Source organism: Burkholderia sp. FERM BP-3421 (assembly GCF_028657905.1).
GTDB lineage: Bacteria > Pseudomonadota > Gammaproteobacteria > Burkholderiales > Burkholderiaceae > Burkholderia.
Window position 1 is genome coordinate 746,079 of record NZ_CP117782.1, and the last position, 21,273, is coordinate 767,351.

General features: G+C 69.1%; 15 protein-coding genes. 12 read left to right on the forward strand and 3 right to left on the reverse strand.

The features are described 5' to 3' along the window. The first annotated feature begins 134 nt into the window (after positions 1-134). The 4 genes from smc to def all read left to right on the forward strand — a co-directional run bounded on the left by smc (position 135) and on the right by def (position 7,685). A complete protein-coding gene (gene smc / locus Bsp3421_RS19325; RefSeq protein ID WP_274002478.1) occupies positions 135-3,653 on the forward strand; it encodes a chromosome segregation protein SMC in 3,519 nt (1,172 codons plus the stop codon). 74 nt (positions 3,654-3,727) lie between these two features. Further along, entirely contained in the window at positions 3,728-4,963 is a 1,236-nt protein-coding gene (locus tag Bsp3421_RS19330) for a cell division protein ZipA C-terminal FtsZ-binding domain-containing protein (protein ID WP_274002480.1), read from the forward strand. A gap of 110 nt (positions 4,964-5,073) precedes the next feature. After that, positions 5,074-7,155 carry an NAD-dependent DNA ligase LigA gene (gene ligA / locus Bsp3421_RS19335; protein WP_274002481.1) on the forward strand — a complete coding sequence of 694 codons (2,082 nt, stop codon included), beginning with the start codon at positions 5,074-5,076 and terminating at the stop codon, positions 7,153-7,155. Then, positions 7,152-7,685 (forward strand): peptide deformylase, encoded by a 534-nt coding sequence (gene def, locus Bsp3421_RS19340; protein ID WP_274002483.1) that lies wholly within the window; start codon positions 7,152-7,154, stop codon positions 7,683-7,685. The genes ligA and def overlap by 4 nt, the downstream gene beginning before the upstream one ends. Positions 7,686-7,757: 72 nt before the next feature. Here the strand turns inward: def and Bsp3421_RS19345 are convergent, their stop codons facing one another. Genes Bsp3421_RS19345 through map form a run of 3 tightly spaced genes read right to left on the reverse strand, consistent with a single transcriptional unit; the run spans position 7,758 to position 13,285 of the window. Next, positions 7,758-9,836 carry a pseudouridine synthase gene (locus Bsp3421_RS19345; RefSeq protein ID WP_274002484.1) on the reverse strand — a complete coding sequence of 693 codons (2,079 nt, stop codon included), beginning with the start codon at positions 9,834-9,836 and terminating at the stop codon, positions 7,758-7,760. 16 nt (positions 9,837-9,852) lie between these two features. Continuing rightward, positions 9,853-12,429 (reverse strand): [protein-PII] uridylyltransferase, encoded by a 2,577-nt coding sequence (locus Bsp3421_RS19350; RefSeq protein WP_274002485.1) that lies wholly within the window; start codon positions 12,427-12,429, stop codon positions 9,853-9,855. A gap of 40 nt (positions 12,430-12,469) precedes the next feature. After that, positions 12,470-13,285 carry a type I methionyl aminopeptidase gene (gene map, locus Bsp3421_RS19355; RefSeq protein ID WP_274002487.1) on the reverse strand — a complete coding sequence of 272 codons (816 nt, stop codon included), beginning with the start codon at positions 13,283-13,285 and terminating at the stop codon, positions 12,470-12,472. A 379-nt stretch (positions 13,286-13,664) separates the two neighbouring features. On the opposite strand from map, the gene rpsB reads away from it, so the two are divergent. The 8 genes from rpsB (at position 13,665) to rseP (ending at position 21,221) form a co-directional block, all read left to right on the forward strand. Continuing rightward, positions 13,665-14,405: a 30S ribosomal protein S2 gene (gene rpsB / locus Bsp3421_RS19360; RefSeq protein WP_274002489.1), complete on the forward strand. Its 741-nt coding sequence runs from the start codon at positions 13,665-13,667 to the stop codon at positions 14,403-14,405. 176 nt (positions 14,406-14,581) lie between these two features. Then, positions 14,582-15,463: a translation elongation factor Ts gene (tsf, locus tag Bsp3421_RS19365; RefSeq protein WP_274002490.1), complete on the forward strand. Its 882-nt coding sequence runs from the start codon at positions 14,582-14,584 to the stop codon at positions 15,461-15,463. Between the two features lie 160 nt (positions 15,464-15,623). After that, entirely contained in the window at positions 15,624-16,337 is a 714-nt protein-coding gene (pyrH, locus tag Bsp3421_RS19370; RefSeq protein WP_252987338.1) for a UMP kinase, read from the forward strand. Between the two features lie 83 nt (positions 16,338-16,420). Further along, complete coding sequence (gene frr / locus Bsp3421_RS19375) at positions 16,421-16,981, forward strand: ribosome recycling factor (RefSeq protein WP_274002491.1); 561 nt, start codon at positions 16,421-16,423, stop codon at positions 16,979-16,981. Between the two features lie 47 nt (positions 16,982-17,028). Beyond that, on the forward strand, positions 17,029-17,811 hold the full coding sequence (gene uppS, locus Bsp3421_RS19380; protein WP_274002492.1) for a polyprenyl diphosphate synthase: 783 nt from the start codon (positions 17,029-17,031) through the stop codon (positions 17,809-17,811). Further along, complete coding sequence (locus Bsp3421_RS19385) at positions 17,805-18,626, forward strand: phosphatidate cytidylyltransferase (protein WP_274002494.1); 822 nt, start codon at positions 17,805-17,807, stop codon at positions 18,624-18,626. Before uppS ends, Bsp3421_RS19385 begins: the two co-directional genes overlap by 7 nt. A gap of 16 nt (positions 18,627-18,642) precedes the next feature. Next, the gene (locus Bsp3421_RS19390) at positions 18,643-19,839 is read left to right on the forward strand and encodes a 1-deoxy-D-xylulose-5-phosphate reductoisomerase (protein ID WP_274002495.1); all 1,197 of its coding nucleotides are present in this window, start codon (positions 18,643-18,645) and stop codon (positions 19,837-19,839) included. Between the two features lie 11 nt (positions 19,840-19,850). Continuing rightward, positions 19,851-21,221 (forward strand): RIP metalloprotease RseP, encoded by a 1,371-nt coding sequence (gene rseP / locus Bsp3421_RS19395; RefSeq protein WP_274002497.1) that lies wholly within the window; start codon positions 19,851-19,853, stop codon positions 21,219-21,221. The last annotated feature ends 52 nt before the right edge of the window (positions 21,222-21,273 follow it).

Genomic DNA, 21,273 nt, shown 5'->3' on the forward strand with positions numbered 1-21,273 from the left:
CGGGGCCGCATGCTTGACAGCACGGCCCCGTTTTTCGAATCCTGGGGGCGTGCGCCGCGCGCCGGCCGGCTCGCCGGCGGGTCCGCGAGGCCGGGCGCCACCCTTCGTTTGACTCTATTACTACCGATACCGCCGTGCGTCTGAGCTCGATCAAACTGGCTGGCTTCAAATCATTCGTCGATCCCACGCACTTCCAGGTTCCGGGCCAGCTCGTCGGCGTGGTCGGCCCGAACGGGTGCGGCAAATCCAACATCATCGACGCCGTGCGCTGGGTGCTCGGCGAGTCGCGCGCCTCGGAGCTGCGCGGCGAATCGATGCAGGACGTGATCTTCAACGGCTCGACCGCCCGCAAGCCCGGCAGCCGGGCGAGCGTCGAGCTGATCTTCGACAACTCCGACGGCCGCGCGGCCGGCCAGTGGGGCCAGTACGGCGAGATCGCCGTGAAGCGCGTGCTGACGCGCGACGGCACCTCCAGCTACTACATCAACAACCTGCCCGCGCGGCGCCGCGACATCCAGGACATCTTCCTCGGCACCGGCCTGGGCCCGCGCGCGTACGCGATCATCGGGCAGGGCATGATCGCGCGCATCATCGAGGCGAAGCCCGAGGAACTGCGGGTGTTCCTCGAGGAAGCCGCGGGCGTGTCGAAGTACAAGGAACGCCGCCGCGAGACCGAGAACCGCCTGCACGACACCCGCGAGAACCTGACCCGGGTCGAGGACATCGTCCGCGAGCTGGGCGCGAACCTCGAGAAGCTCGAAGGGCAGGCGGTGGTCGCGACCCGCTACAAGGAACTCGTCGCCGACGGCGAGGAGAAGCAGCGGCTCCTGTGGCTGCTGCGCAAGAACGAGGCGGCCGCCGAGCAGGCGAAGCAGCAGCGCGCGATCGAGCAGGCGCAGATCGACCTCGAGGCGCAGACCGCGAAGCTGCGCGAGGTGGAAGCCCAGCTCGAGACGCTGCGCGTCGCGCACTACGCGGCGAGCGATGCGATGCAGGGCGCGCAGGGCTCGCTGTACGAGGCCAACGCCGAGGTGAGCCGGCTCGAGGCCGAGATCAAGTTCATCGTCGAATCGCGCAATCGTGTGCAGGCCCAGATCGCGGCGCTGACCGCGCAGCGCGAGCAATGGCACGCGCAGGCGGAGAAGGCGCAGGGCGACCTCGAGGAAGCCGAGGAAGCGCGCGCGGTCGCGGATGAAAAGGCCGCGCTCGCGGAAGACGACACGGCCGCGAAGCACGACGCGCTGCCCGCGCTCGAAGCCGGCTGGCGCGACGCGCAGGCGCAGCTCAACGACGAGCGCGGCCGGATCGCGCAGACCGAGCAGGCGCTGAAGCTCGAGGCCGCGCACCAGCGCAATGCCGACCAGCAACTGCAGCAGCTGCAGCAGCGCCACGAACGCCTGAAGTCTGAGGCGGGCGGGCTCGACGCGCCGGACGAGGCGCAGCTCGAGGAGCTGCGGATGCAGCTGGCCGAGCACGAGGAAATCCTCGCCGACGCGCAGGCGCGCGTCGGCGACGCCCAGGATGCGCAGCCGCGCCTCGACGCGGAGCGCCGCGCCGCGCAGGAGCGGGTGCAGGCCGAGAGCGCGCAGATCCACCAGCTCGAAGCGCGCCTCGGCGCGCTGCGCCAGCTGCAGGAGAACGTGCAGACGGAAGGCAAGATCCAGCCGTGGCTCGACAAGCACGAGCTGGGCTCGCTGCCGCGCCTCTGGAAGAAGCTGCACGTCGAGCCGGGCTGGGAAACCGCGCTCGAGGCGGTGCTGCGCGAGCGCCTCGCGGCGCTCGAGGTATCGAATCTCGACTGGGTGAAGGCGTTCGCGACCGATGCGCCGCCCGCCAAGCTCGCGTTCTACGCACCGCCGCCCGCGGGCGAGCCGCTCGCCGCGCCGGCCGCGCTGCGCCCGGTGCTGTCGCTCGTGCGGATCGACGACGCGGGCCTGCGCGCGGTGCTCAACGACTGGCTGGGCGCGGTGTTCATCGCCGACGATCTCGCGCAGGCGCTGGCCGCGCGCGCGCAGCTGCCGCAGGGCGGCGCGTTCGTGGTGAAGGCGGGGCATCTGGTCACGCGCGCGGGGGTCCAGCTGTACGCGGCGGATTCCGAGCAGGCGGGCATGCTCGCGCGCCAGCAGGAAATCGAAAACCTGGGCCGCCAGGTGCGCGCGCAGGCGCTGCTCGCCGACGAGGCGAAGGCGGCCGCGATCCGCGCGGAGGCGGCGCACACGCAGGCCGCGCAGGCGCAGACCGAATTGCGCGCGCAGGCCGAACGCGCGACGCAGCGCGTGCACGCGCTGCAACTCGACGTGCTGAAGCTCGCGCAGGCGCACGAGCGCTACACGCAGCGCAGCACGCAGATCCGTGAGGAGTTGGAGGAAATCGGCGCGCAGATCGACGAGCAGCGTGCGCTGCGCGCCGAATCGGAGGCGAACTTCGAGCGCCACGACGGCGAGCTGGCCGAGCTGCAGGCGCGCTTCGAGGACAACCAACTGGCGTTCGAAGCGCGCGACGAAACCCTGACGGCCGCCCGCCAGCAGGCGCGCGACCTCGAACGCGCGGCCAACGACGCGCGTTTCGCCGCGCGCAATTCCGCGAACCGGATCGACGAGCTGAAGCGCAGCATCCAGATCGCGCACGAGCAGCGCGAACGCGTGCTCGCGTCGCTCGAGGACGCGCGCGTGGAACTCGAGGCGATCAACGAGCAGACCGCGCATACCGGGCTGCAGGATGCGCTCGAGGTGCGCGCCGCGAAGGAGCAGGCGCTGTCGGCCGCGCGCATCGAGCTGGACGACCTGACCGCGAAACTGCGCGCGTCGGACGAGACGCGGCTCGCGGCCGAGCGCTCGCTGCAGCCGTTGCGCGACCGGATCACCGAATTGCAGTTGAAGGAGCAGGCGGCGCGCCTGTCCGGCGAGCAGTTCGCCGAGCAGCTCGCGGCGGCCGAGGTCGACGAGGCCGCGCTGCAGACGAAGCTGACGCCGGACCTGAAGCCGTCCTACCTGCAGGGCGAGGTGACGCGCATCAACAACGCGGTCGCGGCGCTCGGGCCCGTCAACATGGCGGCGCTCGAGGAACTGGCGGCGGCGAGCGAGCGCAAGGTGTTCCTCGACGCGCAGTCGGCCGACCTGAACAATGCGATCGAGACCCTCGAGGACGCGATCCAGAAGATCGACCAGGAAACCCGCACGCTGCTGCAGGGCACCTTCGACGAGGTGAACCGGCACTTCAGCGACCTGTTCCCGCGCCTGTTCGGCGGCGGCCAGGCGAAGCTCATCATGACCGGCGACGAGATCCTCGACGCCGGCGTGCAGGTGATGGCGCAGCCGCCCGGCAAGAAGAACGCGACGATCCACCTGCTGTCGGGCGGCGAGAAGGCGCTGACCGCGACCGCGCTCGTGTTCGCGATGTTCCAGCTGAATCCGGCGCCGTTCTGTCTGCTGGACGAGGTCGACGCGCCGCTCGACGATGCGAACACCGAACGCTTCGCCAACCTGGTTCGCGCGATGTCGGACAAGACGCAGTTCCTCTTCATCTCGCACAACAAGATCGCGATGGAGATGGCGCAGCAGCTGATCGGCGTGACGATGCAGGAGCAGGGTGTGTCGCGGATCGTGGCGGTCGACATGGAAACGGCTGCCGGGTTTGCCCAGAATATCGTTTGACGGGAGGCGGACGAGCGCGCGGCGCATGGCGCCCGCTGGTCCGCCGGATGACAAGAATTGCTGATGGAGCATGCATGGACGAGTTGACACTCGGGTTGATCGGCGCGGGCGCCGTCGTGGTCGGGGGCGTGGTGGTCTATAACGCGTGGCAGGGCGCCAAGGTGCGCCGCAAGATGCCGCGCCCGATGCCGGCCGAGGCCGCGGAGGGTCTGGCGCGCCAGGAGCGCGACGACGAGGCGCCGTTCATCGAGCCGGTGCGCCAGCCGACCCGGCGCGCCGAGGCCGCCGAGCCGGCGCCCGCGGCCTCGGCCGACGAGAGCGCGCGCGTCGAGCCGACGTTCGGCGCCGCCGGCGCAGAAGGGACCGCGCCCGACGCCGCGCCGCACGCGGAGGCCGAGGCGGCCGCGCCGGCGGGCACGACCGAGGCGGCCGTCGCGAGCGAACCGGTCGAGCCGGTGCTGCCGGCCGCGACCACGATCTCGGCCGCGCCGCCGGCGGTGGTCGACCGCCGCATCGACTGCATCGTGCCGATCCGGCTCGCGGGCCCGCTCGCGGGCGAGAAGATCCTGCCCGCCGCGCAGCGGCTGCGGCGCGCGGGCAGCAAGCCGGTGCACATCGAGGGCAAGCCGGAAGGCGGCGCGGCCTGGGAGTTGCTGCAGAACGGCGTGCGCTACGAGGAATTGCGCGCGGCGGCCCAGCTCGCGAACCGCAGCGGCCCGCTCAACGAACTGGAGTTTTCCGAATTCGTGACGGGCACCCAGCAGTTCGCCGACGCGCTCGACGGCGCGCCGGAGTTCCCGGACATGCTGGAGACGGTGTCGATGGCGCGCGAGCTGGACGGCTTCGCCGCGCAGTGCGACGCGCAGCTGTCGATCAACGTGATGTCGGACGGCGCGCCGTGGTCCGCGAACTATGTGCAGGCGGTCGCGTCGCAGGACGGCTTGCTGCTGTCGCGCGACGGCACCCGCTTCGTCAAGCTCGACGCCAAGCAGAACCCGGTGTTCATGCTGCAGTTCGGCGACACCAATTTCCTGCGCGACGACCTGACGTACAAGGGCGGCAACATGATCACGCTGGTGCTCGACGTGCCGGTCGCCGAGGAGGACATCCTGCCGTTCCGGCTCATGTGCGACTACGCGAAATCGCTGTCCGAGCGGATCGGCGCGCGGGTGGTCGACGACCAGCGCCGGCCGCTGCCGGAATCGACCCTGCTCGCGATCGAGCAGCAGCTGATGAAGCTGTACGCGAAGCTGGAGGAAGCGGGCATTCCGGCCGGCTCGCCGGTCACGCGACGCCTGTTCAGTCAGTAACGCGGCGGGCGGCGTCCGCCGTCCGCGACCCCTCGTTCGGACAATGCTCAAGCGGGCGCCGACCTGAGATAATCTTGGCTTGATTGTCTTGATGAGAAAGTGCCGCCAGCATGGCCCGATCCCCCGTTGAACCGCCAGCCAGCCAGCCGCCCGCCCGGGCCGCGTGGCTGCGCGCCGAACTCGAACGCGCGAATTACGCGTACTACGTGCTCGACGAGCCGGACCTGCCGGACGCCGAATACGATCGCCTGTTCCGCGAATTGCAGCAGATCGAGGCGGACCACCCGGACCTGATCGTCCCCGAGTCGCCCACCCAGCGGGTCGGCGGCGAAGTCGCGAACGGTTTCACGCCGGTCGTGCACGCCGCGCCGATGCTGTCGCTGAACAACGGTTTCGCCGACGAGGACATCGCCGCGTTCGACAAGCGCGTGTCCGATGCGCTCGGCAAGGCGCCGCCCGATCTCGCGGGCACCGCGACGGAGCCGGTCGAATACGCGTGCGAGCTGAAGTTCGACGGGCTCGCGATCTCGCTGCGCTATGAAGACGGCCGCTTCGTGCAGGCGGCGACGCGCGGCGACGGCACCACCGGCGAGGACGTCACCGAGAACATCCGGACGATCCGCTCGATTCCGCTGCAGCTCAAGGGCGGCCAGTGGCCGGCCGTGCTCGACGTGCGCGGCGAGGTGCTGATGTTCAAGCGCGATTTCGCGCGCCTGAACGAACGGCAGCGGGCCGCGGAGCAGCGCGAATTCGCGAATCCGCGCAATGCGGCGGCCGGCAGCCTGCGCCAGCTCGATCCGAAGATCACCGCGCAGCGGCCGCTGTCGTTTTTCGCCTACGGGATCGGCGTCCTCGAAGGGGCCGAGATGCCGGCCACCCACGGCGGGCTGCTCGACTGGTACGAGATCCTCGGCCTGCCGGTGAACCGCGAACGCGCGGTGGTGCACGGCGCGGACGGCCTGCTCGGCTTCTTCCGCGCGGTCGGCGCGAAGCGCGAGGGCTTGCCGTACGACATCGACGGCGTCGTCTACAAGGTCAACCGGCGCGACGAGCAGGAGCGGCTCGGCTTCGTGTCGCGCGCGCCGCGCTTCGCGCTCGCCCACAAGTTCCCGGCCCAGGAGGCGCTCACGCGGCTCGTCGCGATCGATGTGCAGGTGGGCCGCACCGGGGCGATCACGCCGGTCGCGCGGCTCGAACCCGTGTTCGTCGGCGGCGCGACCGTCACGAACGCGACGCTGCACAACGAGGACGAGGTGCGGCGCAAGGACATCCGGATCGGCGACACGGTGATCGTGCGGCGCGCGGGCGACGTGATTCCCGAAGTGGTGTCGGCGCTGCCCGAACGGCGGCCCGCCGACGCGGCCGAGTTCGTGATGCCGACCGCCTGCCCGGTGTGCGGCTCGCGCATCGAGCGCCTGCCGGACGAGGCGATCGCGCGCTGCACGGGCGGACTGTTCTGCCCGGCGCAGCGCAAGCAGGCGCTGTGGCACTTCGCGCAGCGCCGCGCGCTCGACATCGACGGGCTCGGCGAGAAGATCATCGATCAGCTGGTCGACATGAATCTCGTGCGCACGCCGGCCGATCTGTTCAACCTCGGTTTCTCGACGCTCGCCGAACTCGACCGCTTCGCCGAGAAATCCGCGCAGAACCTGATCGACTCGCTCGAGAAGGCCAAGCACACGACGCTCGCGCGCTTCATCTACGCCCTCGGCATCCGCCATGTGGGCGAATCGACCGCGAAGGATCTCGCGAAGCATTTCGGCTCGCTCGATCCGATCATGGACGCTTCGCTCGAGGCGCTGCTCGAAGTCAACGACGTGGGGCCGGTGGTCGCCGAGTCGCTCCACCAGTTCTTCGCGGAGGCGCACAACCGCACGGTGATCGAGCAACTGCGCGCGCCGGGCAAGGTCAGCTGGCCCGAGGGGCCGCCCGCGCCGAAGGCGCCGCAAGGCCTCCTGGCGGGCAAGACCGTGGTGCTGACGGGCACGCTGCCGACCCTCACGCGCGAGTCCGCGAAGGAGATGCTGGAGGCGGCGGGCGCGAAGGTGGCGGGTTCGGTGTCGAAGAAGACCGACTACGTGGTGGCGGGAGAAGAGGCGGGCAGCAAGCTCGCGAAGGCCGAGTCGCTCGGCATCCCGGTGCTGGACGAGGACGGATTACACAAACTGCTGGAGGAGGGTTCTGCGTCATGATTCGCGAGATTCTGAAGATGGGCGATCCACGCCTGCTGGAAATCGCCCGGCCGGTCGAGACCTTCGACACGCCGGAATTGCACCAGCTGGTCGCGGACATGTTCGAGACGATGCACCACGCGAACGGCGCGGGGCTGGCCGCGCCGCAGATCGGCGTCGGCCTGCAGGTGATCATCTTCGGCTTCGGCAGCAACGCCCGCTACCCGGAGGCGCCGGCCGTGCCGGAGACCGTGCTCGTCAATCCGACCATCGAGTACCTGCCGCCCGACATGGAGGAGGGCTGGGAAGGCTGTCTGTCGGTGCCGGGGATGCGCGGCGTGGTGAGCCGCTACGTGAAGGTGCGCTACAGCGGCTTCGACCAGTACGGCGAGCGGATCGAGCGGGTGGCGGAGGATTTCCACGCGCGCGTCGTCCAGCACGAGTACGACCACCTGATCGGCAAGCTGTACCCGATGCGGATCACCGATTTCTCGAAGTTCGGCTTCACCGAGGTGCTGTTCCCCGGGCTCGACGCGCAAGCGGACGATTGAGCCGCGCGGCGACGCGCCGCCGGAAAAGCAAAACGCCCGCGGATGCGGGCGTTTTGCATGAGGGCGGACGGTTCAGAACGATTCGTCGGGCGACAGGTAGCGCCACTGGCCCTGCGGCAGCGCACCGAGCATCACGCGGCCCATCCGCACGCGCTTCAGGCCGATCACGTCGAGGCCGACCAGCTCGCACATCCGGCGGATCTGCCGCTTCTTGCCTTCGCGCAGCACGAAGCGCAGCTGTTCGCCGTTCTGCCAGCTGACCATCGCGGGCTTGAGCGGCGCGCCGTCGAGTTCGAGGCCGTGGCGCAGCTGCGCGAGCGACTCGGCCGGGAAATGCTGGTCGATGTCGGTCAGGCGCTCGCCGAAGCGCACGCGCACCAGGTATTCCTTGTCGATGTCGGACTGCTCGCCGATCAGCTGCTTCGCGATGCGGCCGTTCTGGGTCAGCACGAGCAGGCCGGTCGAATCGATGTCGAGGCGGCCGGCCGGCGCGAGCGTGCGCAGGTGCTGCGGCGAGAAGCGCAGCCCCGAACGGTCGGCGTCCCAGTGATTGTCGCGCGTGATCAGCGTCGCGGCGGGCGCGTAGCCGTCCTCGGCCTGCCCGGACACATAGCCGACCGGCTTGTGCAGCAGGATCGTCACCTGCGCGTCCTGGGCGGCGCGGGCGTTCGCGTCGATCTCGATGCGCTGGTCCGGCCGCACCTTGGTGCCGAGCGTGTCGATGCGCTCGCCGTCGACGAGCACCCAGCCTTTCTCGATCCATTCGTCGGCTTCGCGGCGCGAGCACAGACCCAGTTCGGACATGCGCTTCGACAGGCGCACGAGGCCGGTTTCGTCGCCGTGATCGACGGGCTCGGCATACGCCTTGACCGGCTTCGCGACCTTCAGGCCGCCGGCCTCGCCGCGTGCGCCGCGCGGCTTGGCGCTGGCGGGGCCGTCGTCGCGCCACCAGGTGGGTTTCGCATCGGTGCGGCGCTCGGGCCGGGCGCTGTCGCGCGGGCCGGTCCGGTCATCGGCGGAGCGGAACGGGCGGCCTTCGCCGCGCGGTGCGCGCGGCTTGTCGTCGCCGGGGCGGTCGTCGCGTTTCCAGACGGGTTTCGAATCGACTCGACGGTCCGGACGTGCGCTGTCGCGCGGGCCGGTCCGGTCATCGGCGGAACGGAACGGGCGGCCTTCGCCACGCGGTGCGCGCGGCTTGGCATCGCCGGCGCGGTCGTCGCGTTTCCAGGCGGGTTTCGCATCGACTCGACGGTCCGGACGTGCGCTGTCGCGCGGGCCGGTCCGGTCATCGGCGGAGCGGAACGGGCGGCCTTCGCCGCGCGGTGCGCGCGGTTTGGCATCGCCGGCGCGGTCGTCGCGTTTCCAGGCGGGTTTCGCATCGCTACGGCGCTCGGTGCGTGCGTTGTCGCGCGGGCCGCCGCGGTCATCGGCGGAGCGGAACGGACGGCCTTCCCCGCGTGGTGCGCGCGGCTTGTCGTCACCGGGGCGGTCGTCGCGCTTCCAGGCGGGTTTCGAATCGCTACGGCGCTCGGGCCGGGCGCTGTCGCGCGGGCCGCCGCGGTCATCGGCGGAGCGGAACGGGCGGCCTTCGCCGCGCGGTGCGCGCGGCTTGGCATCGCCGTCGCGGTCATCGCGTTTCCAGGCGGGTTTCGAATCGCTACGGCGCTCGGGACGTGCGCTGTCGCGTGGGCCGCCGCGGTCATCGGCGGAGCGGAACGGACGGCCTTCCCCGCGTGGTGCGCGCGGCTTGTCGTCACCGGGGCGGCCGTCGCGCTTCCAGGCGGGTTTCGAATCGCTACGGCGCTCGGGCCGTGCGCTGTCGCGCGGGCCGCCGCGGTCATCGGCGGAGCGGAACGGACGGCCCTCGCCGCGCGGCGCGCGCGGCTTGGCGTCGCCGCCGCGATCCTCGCGTTTCCAGCCCGGCTTCGCGTCGGTCCGACGCTCGGCGCGCGAGCCGTCGTCGCTTGCGCGGAATCCGCGGGCGGGGGCGCGATCCGCGCCGCCGGCGGGTTTCTTCTTGGCCGGCGCGGCGGGCTTCGCGGCGGGCGCGACGGCGCGCACCGGCTTGCGGCCGACCAGGCTGCCGGCGCGCACGGGGGCGCGGCTCGGCGAGGCCGGTCGCGGATTCTTCACGGTCAATTTGGTGCGCATAAACGCTGAAACTTACTCACACTGCGATCGCACGCAGCAACTCGGTCTCGACCTGGATCTGCAGGCGGTTGTCGGACAAGCCGGCACCGTCCAGCAGGAACACGTCCTCGACGCGCTCGCCGAGCGTATTGATCCGCGCCGCATGGACGCCGACCCGGTGCTCAGCCAGCACGCGCGCGATCGAATAAAGAAGGCCCGGCCGGTCGTTGGCGGACACGGACAGGATGTAGTACTGGCCGCGCTCGTCGGCCCGGAGGTCGACGCGCGGTGTGATCGGGAAGGTGCGCGACAGGCGCGACAGCCGTCCCTTCGACGGGTCGGGCAGCGGCGCCGCGCCGGCCAGGCGCGCGGCGAGTTGCTGCTCGACGAGATTGGCGATGTCGCGATAATGCACGTCGCGCTCGGTCCGGGTCACGATGAAGTTGTCGAGCGCATAGCCGTGACGCGTCGTGCTCACGCGCGCATCGAGCACCGACAGCCCGTTGCGGTCGAAGTACGCGCAGATCCCCGCGAACAAGTCGGAGCGGTCCTGCACGTAGACGAGCACCTGCAGCGCGTCGCCGATCGGCGACGGACGGGCGCGCACGATCGCGGTGTCCGCGCGCACGTGCCGGCACAGCACGCGGGTCTGCCACGCGATGTCGGCCGGATCGTGCCGCAGGAAGTAGCCGACGTCGAGCTGGTCCCACAGTTCGCGGTGCGCATCGTCGGGCACGGTTTCGAGGCGCAGCAGCGCCAGCGCCTCCTCCTGGCGCGACTTCAGCTCCGAATGGGCGTCGGGCCGTGCGCCGCCGAGCACCGCGCTGGTCGCGCGGTACAGGTCTTCGAGCAGCTTGCCCTTCCACGCGTTCCAGACCTTCGGGCTGGTGCCGCGGATGTCCGCGACGGTCAGCAGGTACAGCGCGGTCAGCCAGCGCGGGTTGCCGACCAGCCCCGCGAAGCGCTTGATCACCTCGGGGTCGCTGGTGTCCTGCTTCTGCGCGACCTGGCTCATGGTCAGGTGATGCTGGACCAGCCACACGATCAGCGCGGCGTCCTCGCCGTCGATGCCGTGCTCGCGGCAGAAGCGTCGCGCATCGGCCATGCCGAGCGTCGAATGGTCGCCGCCGCGGCCCTTGGCGATGTCATGGAACAGCGCGGCGATGTACAGCACCCAGGGCCGTTCGAAGTTCGCGAACAGCTGGCTGCAGTACGGGTATTCGTGCGCGTGCTCGGCGAGCGCGAAGCGGCGGATGTTGCGCAGCACCATCAGGATGTGCTGGTCGACCGTGTACACGTGGTAGAGGTCGTGCTGCATCTGGCCGACGATGCGGCGGAAGTTCAGCAGGTAGCGGCCGAGCACGCTGGTCTGGTTCATCAGCCGGAACGCATGCGTGATGCCCTCGGGCTGCTGCAGGATCCGCAGGAACAGTTGGCGGTTCTGCGGATCGCGCCGCCAGGCGTTGTTCATCACGTCGCGCGAGTTGTACAGCGCGCGCAGCGTGCGCGCCGACAGGCCCTTCACGCCGCGGATCGTCTCGTACAGCAGGAATGCCTCGAGGATCGCGTCCGGGTGGCGCTCGAACAGGTCGTCGGCCGCGATCTCGAGCATCCCTTGCTTCTCGACGAAGCGGCCCGGCGACAGCACGCGCGTGATGCCGCTCGTGGCCGGGAACAGCTGGGCCTCGATGTTCTGGATCAGGATCGTCGCGAGCTGGGTGACCGCCTTCGCGGCCCAGTAGTAGCGGCGCATCAGCTGTTCGCTCGCGCGCCGCGCGGGCGTCGACGCGTAGCCGAAGCTCTCCGCGGCCTGGGTCTGCAGGTCGAACACGAGGATGTCCTGGCGGCGGCCGGCGATCACGTGCAGGCGCGCGCGCAGCGTTTTCAGGAAGCCCTCGTTGCGGCGCAGCTCGCGCGCCTCGCGCTCGGTGATGAGGCCGCGCGCCTCAAGCTCGCGCCAGCTGCTGCCGAAGCCCGCCGCGCGCGCGATCCACAGGATCGTCTGCAGGTCGCGCAGGCCGCCCGGGCTTTCCTTGAGGTTCGGTTCGAGGCTGTACGGCGTGTCCTGGAACTTCGCGTGGCGCTGGCGCATTTCCAGCACCTTGGCCTGGAAGAACGAGCGGGCGTCGAGGGCGTCGTGGTAGCGCAGAGTGAAGCGCTCGAACAGCGCGGTGCTGCCGATGATGCGGCGCGCCTCGAGCAGCGAGGTGCGCACCGTCACGTCCTGCTCGGCTTCCTCGAGGCATTGGTCCACCGTGCGCACGCTGCTGCCGATCTCGAGCCCGAGATCCCAGGCCATGCCGATGAAGCGCTCGATGCGCGCGTCCAGCTCGGCCGGATGCGCGTCCGGCAGCAGCACCAGGATGTCGACGTCGGAATAGGGGGCCAGTTCGCCGCGCCCGTAGCCGCCGACCGCGGCCAGCGCGAGCTGCGCCGGCAGCCCGCAGTCGTGCCAGACCTGGCGCAGCGCGTCGTCGGTGACGCGCGACAGCGCGTGCATCAGCGAGGTGACGTTGGCGGCCTGCCGGAAGCGGCCGAGCAGCTCGGCCTTGGCCGCCTTGAACTCGGCCTTGTGCACGAGCGCTTCGGAGGGGACGGCGACGGGAACGCTCATGGACGGGACGGCGGGCGCGCGGCGGGTGGGCGGGGCAGGCTCAGAGCGCCGCGGCGGGGGCCGCGAACACCGGGCGCGCGGGCGTGCCGGCCGACACGGTCAGCACGTCGTAGCCGGTCTCGGTGACGAGCACCGTGTGTTCCCACTGCGCCGACAGGCTGCGGTCGCGGGTCTTGACGGTCCACTGGTCGGGCATCGTGCGGATGTCGCGCTTGCCGGCGTTGATCATCGGCTCGATCGTGAAGATCATGCCGGCCTGCAGCTCGATGCCGGTGCCTGGCCGGCCGTAGTGGACGACCTGGGGATCCTCGTGGAACACCGTGCCGATGCCGTGCCCGCAGTACTCGCGCACGACGCTGTAGCCCTGCGCCTCCGCGTGCTTCTGGATCGCGTGGCCGATGTCGCCGAGGTGGGCGCCGGGGCGCACCTGGTCGATGCCGAGCCACATGCACTCGTAGGTGGTCTGCACGAGCCGCTTCGCGAGGATCGAGCCTTCGCCGATCAGGAACATGCGGCTCGTGTCGCCGAAGTAGCCGTCCTTGATGACGGTGATGTCGATGTTGAGCGCGTCGCCGTTCTTGAGCGTCTTGTCGCCCGGGATGCCGTGGCAGATCACGTCGTTGACCGAGGTGCAGATCGCTTTCGGGAACGGCGGGTAGCCGGGCGGCTGGTAGTTGAGCGGCGCGGGGACCGTGCCCTGCACGTTGAGCATGTACTCGTGGCAGAGGCGGTCGAGTTCGCCCGTCGTCACGCCCGCGGCGACGAACGGCGTGATGTAGTCGAGCACTTCGCTGGCGAGCCGGCAGGCGACCCGCATTTGCGCGATGTCATGTTCGTTCTTGAGCGTGATGGACATGGGTTGGTGCCTGGAATACGTTGAATCCCGCAATTATCGCACCTTATGCTCCGGGTCGCAGCCCTTGGCGGGCGCGCGGCGGGCCGTCGGCCGGGTTCGCCCCGATTGCGCGCACGGGCGGGCCCGGGGGCGGGAAAGTGGCGGGCGGCTTGAGGGGAGCAATAGGGGCGTGCTATACTCGCTGGCTAAGTCGATGCTGAATATCGCGTACTTTCCCCAATATGGGGCGGGAGTGCGCGGCAGAAGGCGGAGGCGCAGGGTCCGGCGTGTTGTGCCGGGCCGAATCGCAAGCCGGCGCATCCAGGGTGTCGTGGCGAGGTGAAAACCGCGTCCATGATACGGCAGCCGGCTTAAGACCCAACCCTCGCGGAGAATTCTCATGGCAATCACGATGCGCCAAATGCTGGAAGCCGGTGTCCACTTCGGTCACCAAACGCGCTTCTGGAACCCGAAGATGGCCCCCTTCATCTTCGGTCACCGTAACAAGATTCACATCATCAACCTCGAAAAGACGCTGCCGATGTACAACGACGCGCTGAAGTACGTGCGTCAGCTGGCTGCCAATCGGGGCACGATCCTGTTCGTCGGTACGAAGCGCCAATCGCGCGACACGATCTCGGAAGAGGCGCTGCGCGCCGGCATGCCGTACGTGAACGCACGCTGGCTCGGCGGCATGCTGACCAACTTCAAGACGCTGAAGGTATCGATCAAGCGCCTGAAGGACATGGAAGCAGCCGTCGAATCGGGTGAAACCGAGAAGATGAGCAAGAAGGAAGCGCTGCTGTTCGAACGCGAGATCGCCAAGCTGCAAAAGTCGATCGGCGGCGTGAAGGACATGGGTGGCATTCCGGACGCCATCTTCGTGGTGGACGTCGGCTACCACAAGATCGCCGTGACGGAAGCGAACAAGCTCGGCGTGCCGGTCATCGCGGTGGTCGACACGAACCACTCGCCCGAAGGCGTGGACTACGTGATCCCGGGTAACGACGATTCGAGCAAGGCTGTTGCGCTGTACGCGCAAGGCGTCGCCGACGCGATCCTCGAAGGCCGTGCGAACGCGGTCAACGAAGTGGTCCAGGCGGCGCGCGGCGACGACGAATACGTCGAGGAAAGCGCGTAACCGGTCCCGAGCCGGCATAAAAAGGGGGCTCTCAACAGGCCCCCTTTTTTTAAGCCGCTTTTCCTGGCAGGTGCGCTGGATCGCAGAGTGCGAAAAAGCGCGGAATTCCGGAAACGAATGCCTGCTGCCTGCGTCGAAGTGCGGGCGGCGTTGTAAACAGACTCAAGGAGCGAATGATGGCGGCAATTACCGCAAGCATGGTGGCAGAACTGCGCGCAAAGACCGATGCGCCGATGATGGAATGCAAGAAGGCCCTCACGGAAGCCGACGGCGATCTGGCGAAGGCGGAAGAGCTGCTGCGCGTGAAGCTCGGCAACAAGGCCAGCAAGGCTGCGTCGCGCGTGACGGCGGAAGGCATCGTCGCATCGTTCGTCGGCGCGGGCGCGGGCTCGCTCGTCGAACTGAACTGCGAAACCGACTTCGTCGCGAAGAACGACGACTTCAACGCGTTCGCGAAGACCGTCGCGGAACTCATCGCGACCCAGAACCCGGCCGACGTGGCCGCGCTGTCGGCGCTGCCGCTCGAAGGCAAGACCGTTGACGAAGTGCGTCTCGCGCTGGTCGGCAAGATCGGCGAGAACATCTCGATCCGCCGCTTCGTGCGCTTCGCGACCGCGAACCAGCTCGCGACCTACCTGCACGGCAGCCGTATCGGCGTGATCGTCGAGTACACGGGCGCGGAAGAGCAGGTCGGCAAGGACGTCGCGATGCACATCGCGGCCATGAAGCCGGTCGCGCTGTCGTCGGCCGACGTGCCGGCCGATCTGATCGAGACGGAACGCCGCGTGGCCGAGCAGAAGGCTGCGGAATCGGGCAAGCCGGCCGAGATCGTCGCGAAGATGGTCGACGGCAGCGTCCAGAAGTACCTGAAGGAAGTGTCGCTGCTGAACCAGACGTTCGTGAAGAACGACAAGCAGACGATCGAACAGATGCTGAAGGCCGCCAATGCGGCAGTGCAAAAATTTGCACTGTTCGTGGTCGGCGAAGGCATCGAGAAGCGTCAGGACGACTTCGCGGCCGAAGTGGCCGCGCAGGTCGCTGCCGCAAAGCAGCAGTAATTCGCAGTCCGCTTGACCCGCGGCGCGCGTCCGTGCGCCGCGGGCCGGCAGCGCCGCCGGGCGGGGCCTCCCGGTCCCGCCGCGACGGCGGCGCTTGCCCGAATCAGCATTTCGCCCCTACAGTTCGTGCTTGTCATCCTCTCGTCGCTCGGAAGCCCCTATGTCCAATGCCTATAAACGCGTCCTCCTCAAACTTTCCGGCGAAGCGCTGATGGGCGATGATGCCTTTGGCATCAACCGCGCAACGATCGAACGGATGGTGGCCGATATCGCGGAGGTCGTGCGGCTCGGCACGCAGCTCGCGGTGGTGATCGGGGGCGGCAATATTTTCCGCGGCGTCGCGGGCGGCGCGGCCGGCATGGATCGCGCGACCGCCGACTACATGGGAATGCTCGCGACGATGATGAACGCGCTCGCGCTGCAGGATGCGATGCGCCACGCGGGCATCGAGGCGCGCGTGCAGTCCGCGCTGCGCATGGATCAGGTGGTCGAGCCGTACATCCGGCCCCGTGCGATCCGCCAGCTCGAGGAAGGCCGGGTCGTGATCTTCGCGGCCGGGACCGGCAACCCGTTCTTCACGACCGACACGGCGGCCGCGCTGCGCGGCTCCGAGGTGGGCGCGGAGGTGGTGCTGAAGGCGACCAAGGTCGATGGCGTGTACTCGGCCGATCCGAAGAAGGATCCGTCGGCGACCCGCTATTCGACGATCAGTTTCGACGAAGCGATCGGCCGCAATCTGCAGGTCATGGACGCGACGGCGTTCGCGCTGTGCCGCGACCAGAAGCTGCCGATCCGTGTGTTTTCGATCAACAAGCCGGGCGCGCTCAAGCGCATCGTGCTGGGTGAGGACGAGGGCACCCTCGTCCACGTGTAAACTCTCGCGGAAGCGGGCCCGGCATGACGCCGCGCGCGTGCGGGCCCGCCTCGTTTTGAAGAATAGAAGGTTCGGAGGTTGAAATGAGTGTCGCTGATGTCAGGAAGAACGTCGAGCAGAAGATGCAACGCTCGATCGAAGCATTCAAGAACGATCTGGCGAAGATCCGCACGGGCCGCGCCCACGCCGGTCTGCTCGATCACGTGCAGGTCGACTACTACGGCTCGATGGTGCCGATTTCCCAGGTCGCCAACGTGACGCTCGTCGATGCGCGCACGATCGGCGTGCAGCCGTGGGAAAAGAACATGGTCGCGAAGGTCGAGAAGGCGATCCGCGAAGCGGACCTGGGCCTGAACCCGGCGACCACCGGCGACCTGATCCGCGTGCCGATGCCCGCGCTGACGGAAGAGCGCCGCCGCGAGCTGACCAAGGTCGTGAAGGGCGAGGGCGAGACGGCGAAGGTGGCCGTGCGCAATCTGCGCCGCGACGCGAACGAGCAGTTGAAGAAGCTCGTCAAGGACAAGGAAATCTCGGAAGACGACGAGCGCCGCGCGAGCGACGACGTGCAGAAGCTGACGGACAAGTCCGTCGCCGAGATCGACAAGCTCGTGCAGACCAAAGAAGCCGAGATCATGACGGTTTGACGCGCTTCGTGCGTCGCATTTTTCCCGCAGCCAGAGTCTCAGCGGCCATGACTTATACCAGCTCTACCGTTCGCGTGCCTGACGTCGCACACGTGCCGCGTCACATCGCGATCATCATGGACGGCAATGGCCGTTGGGCGACCGAGCGCCGCCTGCCCCGCGTCGCGGGGCACACCCGCGGCGTCGACGCGGTGCGTTCGGTCGTCGAAGGCTGCGCGCGCGCGGGGGTCCAGTACCTGACGCTGTTCGCGTTCAGTTCCGAGAACTGGCGGCGGCCGACCGACGAGGTGTCGTTCCTGATGCGCCTGTTCGTCACCGCGCTCGAGCGCGAGGTCGGCAAGCTGCACGCGAACGGCATCCGCCTGCGCGTCGTCGGCGATCTGACGAAGTTCGAGCCGCGCATCCAGGACCTGATCCGCCGCGCCGAAACCAAGACGGCCCGCAACACCCGCCTGACCCTGACGATCGCCGCGAACTACGGCGGCCGCTGGGACATCCTGGAGGCGACCCGCAAGCTGGTCGCGGAAACGGCCCGCGAAGGCCGCGAGGCCGAGGTGTCCGAGGACGCCTTCGCGCGCCACCTGGCGATGGCCTATGCGCCCGAGCCGGACCTGTTCATCCGCACGGGCGGGGAGCAGCGCGTCAGCAACTTCCTGCTGTGGCAGCTCGCCTACACCGAGTTCTATTTCACCGATAAATACTGGCCGGACTTCGACGCGGCGGCGCTTGCCGAGGCGCTTGCGTCGTACACCGAGCGCGAACGCCGCTTCGGGCGCACCAGCGCGCAACTCGAACCGCAGGCCCAGGACGCCGACTCCCTTTCATGCTGAAAACCCGTGTCATCACGGCGATCGTGCTGCTGGCGGTGCTGCTGCCCGTCACGCTGTTCGCGCCGCTTGGCGGGTTCGGCGCGTTGATCGCGCTGGCCCTCGTGTTCGCCGCATGGGAATGGGCGCGCCTGCTCAAGGTGGGCGGCCCGGGGCCCGTCCTCTACGCGCTCGCCGCCGCCGCCGTGCTTGCCGCGAGCACGCGGCTCGGCATCGGCGTGACCGAATCGCGGCCGCTGTTCGAGGCGGCCGGCGTGTTCTGGCTGCTGGCCGGCCCGTTCGCGCTGTGGCGCAAGCCGACCCTGGCCGAGCGTGCCTGGCGGCCGTTCCTGCTGATCGCGGGCCTCGTCGTGTTCGCCGCCTGCTGGCATGCGCTTGTCGCCGCGCGCGCGCAGGGCGTGCCGTTCGTGCTGTCGCTGCTGCTAGTGGTATGGCTGGCCGATATCGGCGCATACTTCGCGGGCAAGGGCTTCGGCAAGCACAAGCTCGCGCCGTCCGTGAGCCCGGGCAAGACCTGGGAAGGCGCGGCGGGCGGCTGGCTCGCGGTGATGATCGTCGCGGGCGTCGCGATCGCGACGCATGCCTATGACCCGACCCTGTTTTCGTCCCTGGCGGGGCGCTATGGCGCCGCGGGCGCGTTCGCGGCGCTGACGCTGCTGGTCGCGTTCAGCGTGATCGGCGACCTGTTCGAATCGCTGCTGAAGCGCCAGGCCCGCGTGAAGGATTCGAGCGGCCTGCTGCCGGGTCACGGCGGCGTGCTCGACCGGGTGGATGCCCTGTTGCCGGTGCTGCCGCTCGCGATGCTGCTGCTCGGTTAAAACCAGACTGATATCTATGCAAAAACGCCTGACATTGCTCGGTTCCACGGGCTCGATCGGAGACAGCACGCTCGACGTCGTCGCGCGGCATCCCGAGCGCTTCTCGGTCTACGCGCTGACCGCCCACCGCAACGGGGACAAGCTCGTCGGGCAGTGCCTGACCTTCGCGCCGGAAGTCGCGGTGGTCGGCGACGCCGACACCGCCGCGCAGGTCGAGGCGCAGTTGCGCGCGGCCGGCAGCCGGACCCGCGTCGAATACGGCCCGCAGGCGCTCGTCGAGGTCTCGAAGAGCGACGGCTGCGACACGGTGGTGGCCGCGATCGTCGGCGCGGCGGGGCTCGCGCCGAGCCTGGCCGCCGCGCGCGCGGGCAAGCGCATCCTGCTGGCGAACAAGGAATCGCTGGTGATGTCGGGTTCGATCTTCATGGACGCGGTCCGCGACCACGGCGCGATCCTGCTGCCGGTCGACAGCGAGCACAACGCGATTTTCCAATGCATGCCGCGCGACGCGGCCGAGCACGGTGGGATCGCGAAGATCATCGTGACCGCGTCGGGCGGCCCGTTCCGCACCCGCGAGCCGGCGACGCTCGTCGACGTGACGCCGGATGAAGCGTGCAAGCACCCGAACTGGGTCATGGGCCGCAAGATCTCGGTCGATTCGGCGACGATGATGAACAAGGGCCTCGAGGTGATCGAGGCGCACTGGATCTTCGGCCTGCCGAGCGAACGCATCGACGTGCTGATCCACCCGCAGAGCGTGATTCACTCGATGGTCTCGTACCGCGACGGCTCGGTGCTCGCGCAACTCGGCAACCCCGACATGCGCACCCCGATCGCGCACGCGCTGGCCTATCCGGAGCGGGTCGACGCGGGCGTCGCCTCGCTCGATCTCGCGCAGATCGCCTCGCTGACCTTCGAGAAGCCCGATTACACGCGCTTTCCGTGCCTCGCGCTCGCGATCCAGGCGCTCGAGGCGGGCGGCGTCGCGAGCGCCGCGCTGAACGCGGCCAACGAGATCGCGGTCGACGCGTTCCTGTCGCGCCGGATCGGCTTCATGGCGATCGCGCAGACGGTCGACTCGGTTCTGAACGGCCTGTCCAATCGCACGCCGAGCGGGCTTGACGACGTCATCGGCGCCGACGCCGACGCGCGTCGCGCGGCCGCCACCTTCATCGAGACGCTGCCCACGCCGAGCGTGGAGCGCGCGTTCTGAGCGGGGTGCTCGTGGGCGTGCTGGTCGAACTGGCGGCATTCGCGGTGGCGATCGGCGTGCTGGTCGTCGTGCACGAGTACGGGCACTATCGCGTCGCGCGCTGGTGCGGCGTGAAGGTGCTGCGTTTCTCGATCGGCTTCGGCACGCCGCTCGTGCGCTGGGTCAGCAAGAAGACCGGCACCGAGTGGACTTTGTCCGCGCTGCCGCTCGGCGGCTACGTGAAGATGCTCGACGAGCGCGACCCGGGGCCGGGCATCCGGCCCGAGGAGCGGGGGCAGGCCTTCAACCGCCAGCCGGTCGCGAAACGGATCGCTATCGTCGCGGCGGGTCCGGCCGCGAACTTCCTGCTGGCGATCGCCTTGTTCTCGCTGGTGTTCGCCACCGGCGTGACCGAACCGGCCGCCATCGTCGCGGCGCCGCCCGCGGGCACGGTCGCCGCGCGGGCCGGCTTCGACGGCAACGAGACCATCGTGTCGATCCGCGCCGCGCAAGGCGGCGAGGCCGAGCCGGTGCGTTCCTGGTCGGACCTGCGCTGGAAGCTGCTCGGCGCGGCCTTCGATCACCGCGAGGTGGTGCTCGGCGCACGCGTCGACGGCGCGACCTACGACTTCCGCGTGGATCTGCGCGATTTCCCCGACCGCAACATCGACGACGATTTCATGACGCGCCTCGGCTTCGAGGTCGGCGGCGGCGCGCCGTCGGTCGCGTCGGTGCTGCCGGGCAGCGCGGCCGAGCAGGCGGGGCTGCGGCCGGGCGACCGGCTGATCGCGCTCGACGGCGCGCCGGTCGGCAGTTCGACGCGTTTCATCGGCGACGTGAAGTCGCATGCGGGCCGTTCGCTTGCGCTGCGCATCGAGCGCGGCGGCGTCGAACAGACCCTGGCGATCGTGCCGCACGCGCAGCGCGACGAGGAGACCGGGCAGACGATCGGCCGCATCGGCGCGGCGCTGACGATGCCCGCGCGCGGCGTCGAGGTGCGCTACGGCCCGCTCGAGAGCGTGGAGCTGGGCGCGCGCCGGACCTGGGAGATTTCGCTGTATTCGCTGCGAATGTTCGGGCGGATGATCACCGGCGAGGCGTCGATCAAGAACCTGTCCGGGCCGGTGACGATCGCCGACTACGCGGGCAAGAGCGCGCGCCTCGGATGGTCGGCGTTCCTATCGTTTCTCGCCCTTGTCAGCATTAGCCTGGGGGTGTTGAACTTGTTACCGATTCCCGTTTTGGACGGGGGGCATCTGTTATATTATCTGGTTGAAGCCGCAACCGGTAAAGCCGTATCGGAACGCTGGCAACTGATTCTGCAACGCGCCGGATTGATCTGCATCGTCGTGCTGTCGGCGATCGCGCTGTTCAACGATCTGGCTCGGTTAATCCATTTCTGAAGCGTCAGGCGGGTGCCGGAGGGCGACCCGCCTGATCTGATGCAAGCTTAAA

Coding starts and splice junctions, on each gene's coding strand:
- Bsp3421_RS19330 (WP_274002480.1), top strand. CDS start 3,728: ATGGACGAGTTGACACTCGGGTTGATCGGCGCGGGCGCCGTCGTGGTC.
- ligA (WP_274002481.1), top strand. CDS start 5,074: ATGGCCCGATCCCCCGTTGAACCGCCAGCCAGCCAGCCGCCCGCCCGG.
- def (WP_274002483.1), top strand. CDS start 7,152: ATGATTCGCGAGATTCTGAAGATGGGCGATCCACGCCTGCTGGAAATC.
- Bsp3421_RS19345 (WP_274002484.1), bottom strand. CDS start 9,836: ATGCGCACCAAATTGACCGTGAAGAATCCGCGACCGGCCTCGCCGAGC.
- Bsp3421_RS19350 (WP_274002485.1), bottom strand. CDS start 12,429: ATGAGCGTTCCCGTCGCCGTCCCCTCCGAAGCGCTCGTGCACAAGGCC.
- map (WP_274002487.1), bottom strand. CDS start 13,285: ATGTCCATCACGCTCAAGAACGAACATGACATCGCGCAAATGCGGGTC.
- rpsB (WP_274002489.1), top strand. CDS start 13,665: ATGGCAATCACGATGCGCCAAATGCTGGAAGCCGGTGTCCACTTCGGT.
- tsf (WP_274002490.1), top strand. CDS start 14,582: ATGGCGGCAATTACCGCAAGCATGGTGGCAGAACTGCGCGCAAAGACC.
- pyrH (WP_252987338.1), top strand. CDS start 15,624: ATGTCCAATGCCTATAAACGCGTCCTCCTCAAACTTTCCGGCGAAGCG.
- frr (WP_274002491.1), top strand. CDS start 16,421: ATGAGTGTCGCTGATGTCAGGAAGAACGTCGAGCAGAAGATGCAACGC.
- uppS (WP_274002492.1), top strand. CDS start 17,029: ATGACTTATACCAGCTCTACCGTTCGCGTGCCTGACGTCGCACACGTG.
- Bsp3421_RS19385 (WP_274002494.1), top strand. CDS start 17,805: ATGCTGAAAACCCGTGTCATCACGGCGATCGTGCTGCTGGCGGTGCTG.
- Bsp3421_RS19390 (WP_274002495.1), top strand. CDS start 18,643: ATGCAAAAACGCCTGACATTGCTCGGTTCCACGGGCTCGATCGGAGAC.